The sequence below is a fragment of the Enterovirga sp. genome (assembly GCF_035325185.1).
Taxonomy (GTDB): Bacteria; Pseudomonadota; Alphaproteobacteria; order Rhizobiales; family Beijerinckiaceae; genus Enterovirga.
The window spans coordinates 27505-33945 of the sequence record NZ_DAOLAJ010000037.1; the positions used below are offsets into that span (position 1 = coordinate 27505).

At 69.9% G+C, this 6441-nt stretch carries 7 protein-coding genes; 5 read left to right on the forward strand and 2 right to left on the reverse strand.

From position 1 onward, the window contains the following. Positions 1–56: 56 nt before the first annotated feature. The 5 genes from PKD06_RS09460 to PKD06_RS09480 all read left to right on the forward strand — a co-directional run bounded on the left by PKD06_RS09460 (position 57) and on the right by PKD06_RS09480 (position 4780). Complete coding sequence (locus PKD06_RS09460) at positions 57–893, forward strand: outer membrane beta-barrel protein (RefSeq protein WP_324379855.1); 837 nt, start codon at positions 57–59, stop codon at positions 891–893. A gap of 209 nt (positions 894–1102) precedes the next feature. Then, the gene (locus PKD06_RS09465; protein ID WP_324379858.1) at positions 1103–1750 is read left to right on the forward strand and encodes a 50S ribosomal protein L25/general stress protein Ctc; all 648 of its coding nucleotides are present in this window, start codon (positions 1103–1105) and stop codon (positions 1748–1750) included. A 55-nt stretch (positions 1751–1805) separates the two neighbouring features. After that, positions 1806–2420, forward strand: coding sequence for an aminoacyl-tRNA hydrolase (pth, locus tag PKD06_RS09470; RefSeq protein ID WP_324379860.1), 615 nt, complete (start codon positions 1806–1808; stop codon positions 2418–2420). A 96-nt stretch (positions 2421–2516) separates the two neighbouring features. Next, positions 2517–3614, forward strand: coding sequence for a redox-regulated ATPase YchF (ychF, locus tag PKD06_RS09475; protein WP_324379862.1), 1098 nt, complete (start codon positions 2517–2519; stop codon positions 3612–3614). Between the two features lie 158 nt (positions 3615–3772). After that, entirely contained in the window at positions 3773–4780 is a 1008-nt protein-coding gene (locus PKD06_RS09480) for a MaoC family dehydratase (protein ID WP_324379875.1), read from the forward strand. A 21-nt stretch (positions 4781–4801) separates the two neighbouring features. Here the strand turns inward: PKD06_RS09480 and mtnA are convergent, their stop codons facing one another. Beyond that, positions 4802–5896, reverse strand: a complete 1095-nt coding sequence (gene mtnA / locus PKD06_RS09485; protein WP_324379865.1) for an S-methyl-5-thioribose-1-phosphate isomerase — start codon at positions 5894–5896, stop codon at positions 4802–4804. Positions 5897–5923: 27 nt separating this feature from the next. After that, positions 5924–6441: adenine phosphoribosyltransferase (locus PKD06_RS09490; RefSeq protein WP_324379867.1), on the reverse strand; the 518-nt coding region annotated here is incomplete at its 5' end.

Below are 6441 nucleotides of genomic sequence, written 5' to 3' on the forward strand. Positions count from 1 at the left end.
TCCTCGTCAACCTGGCGGCACCGATGAGCGGTGCCCCAAGATTCGAGGACCCCCTCATGGGCAGCTTGAAAGTCTACGCTACTGTGGCGGGATTTCTCGCGCTCGCCACGTCGATCACGACGGCGCGGGCGGCGGATCTCCTGCCGCCCCCCCCGCCTCCCCCGATGCCGGAGGAGCCCGCCCCCGATGTCGGCGGCTGGTATCTTCGCGGCGACGTGGGCGTCAGCTCCTACGAAGGCGGGAAGCTGTGGAACTCCTCGTTCAACAACAGCACCTTCACCTACGGCGAGGGCCTCGGCTCGGGCTCCTTCGTGGGCGGCGGCGTCGGCTATCAGTTCAACAGCTGGTTCCGCGCCGACGTGACGGGTGAATACCGCTACTCGACGGGGTATCGCGCGGTGGACCGCGACGCCAGCCCGGGCTTCCTGGGCTACGAGAAATACCGGGCCGACTATTCGGCCGGCCTGTTCCTCGTGAACGGCTATTTCGACCTCGGCAACTGGTGGGGCTTCACCCCCTTCGTCGGCGGCGGCATCGGCCATGTGAACCACAACATCTCGGGCATGGAGACGAGTTCGCTCATCGTCCAGCCCTGGTCGGGCGTCAGCGGAGGCACGATCCGCAACAAGAGCCATGGCGACTTCGCCTGGGCCCTGCATGCCGGCGTCGCCTACGACATCACCCCGAACGTCAAGATGGAGCTGGCCTATCGCTACCTGAATCTCGGCGAAGCCCGCACCGGCGTCGTGGACTGCTTCTGCGGCCAGACGAAGCCCGGCTTCAAGATCAAGGACATCGAGGCCCACGAGCTGAAGATCGGCGTCCGCTGGGCGCTGGGCGGACCCGCCCCGGCCCCCGCCTACGAGCCCGCGCCCCTCATGCGCAAATACTGACGGCCGGCCTCCGGTCGGAGAAGCGGCGCGGATCATCCGCGCCGTTTTCGTTTGCGCCGAAGCCGCCTCGCCGCTATAGCGCGGGCTCGCATCCTCCGGGCACCCTTGGAGGCCGCCGGATGCCGGGCGGATCGCCGTGAGGGCGGTTCGCATCTGTCGAGGGGCCGCCCCGATCATCCGGGCGGCCTTAAGCTTTTTTGGAGATAGCCATGAGTGCTGTGAAGGAACTCAAGGCCGTCGCGCGCGACCGGGTCGGCAAGGGGGCCGCCCGGGCTCTGCGCAGGAACGGCCAGATTCCCGCCGTCATCTACGGCGGCGGCGCGCCGGCGACGCCGATCGCCCTGAGCGCCAATGCGATGAGCCGCCTGATCTATGCCGGCCACTTCAAGACCACGGTCTTCGAGGTCGAGCTGGACGGAAAGAAGAGCCGCGTCATCCCGCGCGACTACGCGCTCGACCCGGTCAAGGACACGCCGATCCACATCGATTTCCTGCGCATCGCCGCCGGCCAGAAGATCACGGTCGAGGTGCCGGTGCACTTCCTCAACACGGAAGCCTCGCCCGGCATCAAGAACGGCGGCGTGCTCAACGTCGTGCGCCACGCGATCGAGCTGGAGGTTCCGGCCGACCAGATCCCCGATTCGATCGATATCGACCTGACTTCGGTCGATATGGGCGATTCCATCCATGCCTCGGCCGTGAAGCTGCCCCCCGGGGCCGAAATGACGATCGACCGCGACTTCACCATCGCCACGATCGCCGCGCCGGCGGGCCTCGGCGCCGCGGCGGAAGCCGAGCAGACGGCGGCCGCGGAAGCCCAGAAGGCGGCCTCCGCCGAGGAGAAGAAGGAAGCCTGATCCGGCTCGGGATGGCGGTGCTCCGGCGCCGTCATCCGCCGGAGCGTCGCTCACCATGCGTCTCTTCGTGGGTCTCGGCAATCCGGGCGCCCGCTATGCGGGCAACCGGCACAATATCGGCTTCATGGCCGTGGACGAGATCGCCCGCGCCCATGGCGCCGCGCCCTGGCGCCGGCGCTTCCAGGGCCAGGCGAGCGAGGCCGTGCTCGGGGCCGAGAAGGTCGTGCTGCTGAAGCCCGAGACCTTCATGAACGAGTCGGGCCGCGCCGTCGCCGAGGCCCTGCGCTTCTACAAGCTCGGCCTGCCGGACCTCGTCGTCTTCCACGACGAGCTGGACCTTCCCCCCGCGAGGCTGCGGGTAAAGGCCGGCGGCGGCAATGCCGGCCATAACGGCCTGCGCTCCATCAGCGCCCATTGCGGCAACGACTACCGGCGCGTGCGCCTCGGCATCGGCCATCCCGGCCACAAGGACCTCGTCCACGGCTATGTCCTGCGTGACTTCGCCAAGGCCGAGGAGCCGTGGGTCGAGGACCTGACGCGGGCGGTCGCCGACGCCTCGCCGCTTCTCGCCCGCGGGGATGACGCCAGCTTCCAGAACAAAATCCATCTCGCGATGGAGGCGCGCGGCTGGGGCGAGGTGAAGAGGCCGGGCGACAAGGCGACCGGGTGAAGTGCGCCGATTGACAGCGCTTCGCCCTTCCCTGACTCACCGTCCGGCCTTCGGCCGGACCCTGCCCTCCGGCAGGTCTCAGCATCGGGTTCCATCATGGGTTTCAAATGCGGCATCGTGGGCCTGCCGAATGTCGGCAAGTCCACGCTCTTCAACGCGCTGACGCAGACGGCGGCCGCGCAGGCGGCGAATTATCCCTTCTGCACGATCGAGCCGAATGTGGGCGAGGTCGGCGTGCCGGACGAGCGGCTGGACAAGCTCGCGGCCATCGCCGGCTCGAAGGAGATCATCCCGACGCGCCTGACCTTCGTCGACATTGCCGGGCTGGTGAAGGGGGCCTCCAAGGGCGAGGGCCTCGGCAACCAGTTTCTGGCCAATATCCGGGAGGTGGACGCCATCGCCCATGTGGTGCGCTGCTTCGAGGACGGCGACATCACCCATGTCTCGGGCCAGATCGATCCCCTGGCCGATATCGAGGTGATCGAGACCGAGCTGATGCTGGCCGATCTCGACAGCCTGGAGCGCCGCGTCGTCGCGCTGGAGAAGAAGGCCAAGGGCAGCGACAAGGAGGCGAAGGAAACTCTGGATCTCGTCCAGCGCTGCCTGCCCCTCCTGCGCGAGGGCCGGCCCGCCCGGCTCGTCGAGAGGAAGCCCGAGGAGGAGAAGCTCTTCTCCCAGCTCGGCCTCCTGTCCTCGAAGCCCGTCCTCTATGTCTGCAACGTCGAGGAGGCGGCGGCCGACAAGGGCAACGCCTTCTCGGCGAAGGTCGTGGACTTCGCCGAGAGCGAGGGCAACAGGGCGGTCGTGGTCTCGGCCCGGATCGAGAGCGAGATCGCGCTCCTGCCGCCCGGCGAGCAGAGCGAGTTCCTGGAGGCGGTGGGCCTCGAGGAGCCCGGGCTGAACCGGGTCATCCGGGCCGGCTATGCGCTGCTCGGCCTCATCACCTATTTCACGGTCGGCCCGAAGGAGGCACGCGCCTGGACCATCGCCAGGGGCACGCGGGCGCCCCAGGCGGCGGGCGTGATCCACAGCGATTTCGAGAAGGGCTTCATCCGCGCCGAGACGATCGGCTGCGAGGATTACGTCACGCTCAAGGGCGAGGCCGGCGCCCGCGATGCCGGCAAGCTGCGGCTCGAGGGAAAGGACTATCACGTTGCCGACGGCGACGTGATGCATTTCCGCTTCGCGAATTGAGGGCCGGGCTTCCTGCGACCGGATCGGGATGGCCGGGACAAGCCCGGCCATGACGCGGAAGATCTGCGTCCGGGTCGCGTGACGCTTGTCATGGCCGGGCTTGTCCCGGCCATCCCGATCGGGTTCGCTCGCGGTTCGGCCCAAAGAGAGAACACGTGATGCCCGAGCTGTATTTCGAGGATTTCGAGCCGGGCTCCGTCCGCGCCTATGGGGACCATCTCGTCGACCGCGATGCGATGGTCGCCTTCGCCAGGACCTATGACGCGCAGCCCTTCCATGTCGACGAGGCGGCGGCGAAGACATCGCCCGTCGGCCGCCTGATCGCCTCCGGCTGGTACACGGCCGGGCTCCAGATGCGCATGTATTGCGACGGCACCATGCTGCGCGCGGCCGGCCTCGGCGCGCCGGGCATCGAGGAGGTGAAATGGCTCCTCCCCGTCGCGGCGGGCGACCGCCTGTCGGTGCGCGAGACGATCCTCGATTCGCGGGCCTCGCGGAGCCGGCCCGATCGGGGCCTCGTGCGCTTCGGGCTCGAGACCCTCGACGGCGACGGCCGGCCCGTCCTGTCGCAGACCCATTGGGTCCTCCTCTCGCGGCGCGGCGCCGCACCCGGCCCGGCCGAGCCGGCCGCGTCCTCGCCCCGGGCGCTCCCCTATGCCCCGCCGCCCGCCCGTCCCGAGGACGAGCCGGCCGATTTCGACGCGGTCGAGATCGGCCGCGTCTCACATCTCGGCTCGCATCATTTCGGCGCCGGGGAGGTGGTCGCCTTCGCGCGCGACTTCGACCCGCAGCCTTTCCACGTCGATGCCGAGGCGGCGGCGCGCGGCCCCTTCGGCGCCCTCGCCGCCTCCGGCTGGCACACGGCCTCGGCCTGGATGAGCAGGCTCGTCGCCCATGGCGAGGCCGCGCGCCGCGCCGGGGAAGCCGCAGGACGGCCAACGCCCGCCTGGGGGGTGTCGCCCGGCTTCCGCGACCTCAAATGGCGGCGCCCGGTCTTCGCCGGCGATACCATCCATTTCGCGACCGAGCCGGTCGAGAAGCGCGTCTCCGCCTCCCGGCCGGGCTGGGGCCTCGTCTTCAGCCGCAATACGGGCCACAACCAGCACGGAGAACTCGTCTTCGAGTTCCGCGGCGGGAGGTTCATGGCGCAAGGCAAGGGCGGATAAGCTCCCCGCCCCGATCCGGGTTCAGGCGCCCCGGGCCTCCGGGAACAGCGCCGCGAGGCCCGCCCGGCTCGCCGGCGCGATGCCGCGCTCGGTGACGAGGCCCGTCACGAGCCGGGCCGGCGTCACGTCGAAGGCGGGATTCGCGGCCGGACTGCCGGGCGCGGCGATCCCTACCGTGACGAGGGAGCCGTCCTCCCCCCGTCCGGTGATATGCGTGACCTCCCGCGCGTCGCGCTCCTCGATGGGGATCTGCGCGACTCCGTCCTCGAGGCTCCAGTCGATCGTGGAGCCCGGCAGGGCGGCATAGAAAGGGACCCCGTTGTCGCGCGCGGCCAGAGCCTTCAAATAGGTGCCGATCTTGTTGGCGACGTCGCCCGTCGCCGTGGTGCGGTCCGAGCCGACGATGCACAGATCGACCCGGCCGTGCTGCATGAGATGGCCGCCCGCATTGTCCGCGACGATCGTGTGCGGCACCCCGTGCTGGCCCAGTTCGAAGGCCGTCAGCGCCGCCCCCTGGTTGCGCGGACGGGTCTCGTCCACCCAGACATGGACCGGCACCCCCGCATCATGCGCCGCATAGACCGGCGCGAGGGCGGTTCCCCAATCGACCGTGGCCAGCCAGCCGGCATTGCAATGGGTAAGGACATTGACAGCCCGGCCCGTGCGCCGATGCGCGTCGCCGATCAGCACCGCGCCGTGCCGGCCGATGGCCCGGCAGGTCTCGACATCCTCCTCCGCCATCTCCCCGGCGAGGCGCCAGGCGGCCTCGCGGCGCTCGCCCGGGGGAAGCTCCCGCAGGGCGGCTGCCATGCGGTCGAGCGCCCAGCGCAGGTTCACGGCGGTCGGCCGCGTCGCGGCCAGCGTCGCGACCGCGCGCGCGAGACCCGCATCCGAGGCGTCCTCGCCCATGGCGAGCGCGATCCCATAGGCCGCCGTCACGCCGATGAGCGGGGCGCCGCGCACCACCATGGTGCGAATCGCGGCCGCCGCCTCGACGAGGCCCGCGAGCCGCAGCGTCGCGACCTCGTGCGGAAGCCGCGTCTGGTCGATCACCTCGACAGCCGCCCCGTCGGCGGCGGGCCGGATGGTGCGAGTGGGCCGTCCTGCGATGTTCATCTCGGGATCGTGGAATCCATGGGTTCCTCAATGCCCCTCGAAGGCGACGAGCGTGCGGACCTCGACGCCCGCCGCCCGCAATTTCGCGGCGCCGCCGAGATCGGGCAGGTCGATCACGAAACAGGCCGCCACCACCTCCGCGCCGAGGCGCCGCAGCAGGTCGACGGCGCCGAGCGCCGTGCCGCCGGTCGCGATCAGGTCGTCTACGAGAATGACGCGCTCGCCCCTCACCAGGGCATCGGCATGCATCTCCATCTCGTCCTCGCCGTATTCGAGGAGGTAGGAGACCCGGACCGTCTCATGCGGCAGCTTGCCCTTCTTGCGGATCGGCACGAAGCCGGCCGAAAGCTGGTGCGCCACCGCGCCGCCGAGGATGAAGCCGCGCGCCTCGATCCCCGCCACCTTGTCCACCTTGCCCCCCGCATAGGGATGGACCAGCTCGTCCACCGCCCGGCGGAAGGCGCGGGCGTCGCCGAGCAGGGTCGTGATGTCCCGGAACATGATGCCGGGCTTCGGATAATCCGCGATGGTGCGGATGGAATCCC

What these genes read in the sequence shown, in the direction of transcription:
- PKD06_RS09460 (WP_324379855.1), top strand. Translation starts at nt 57, where the DNA reads ATGGGCAGCTTGAAAGTCTACGCTACTGTGGCGGGATTTCTCGCGCTC.
- ychF (WP_324379862.1), top strand. Translation starts at nt 2,517, where the DNA reads ATGGGTTTCAAATGCGGCATCGTGGGCCTGCCGAATGTCGGCAAGTCC.
- PKD06_RS09480 (WP_324379875.1), top strand. Translation starts at nt 3,773, where the DNA reads ATGCCCGAGCTGTATTTCGAGGATTTCGAGCCGGGCTCCGTCCGCGCC.
- mtnA (WP_324379865.1), bottom strand. Translation starts at nt 5,896, where the DNA reads ATGAACATCGCAGGACGGCCCACTCGCACCATCCGGCCCGCCGCCGAC.
- PKD06_RS09465 (WP_324379858.1), top strand. Translation starts at nt 1,103, where the DNA reads ATGAGTGCTGTGAAGGAACTCAAGGCCGTCGCGCGCGACCGGGTCGGC.
- pth (WP_324379860.1), top strand. Translation starts at nt 1,806, where the DNA reads ATGCGTCTCTTCGTGGGTCTCGGCAATCCGGGCGCCCGCTATGCGGGC.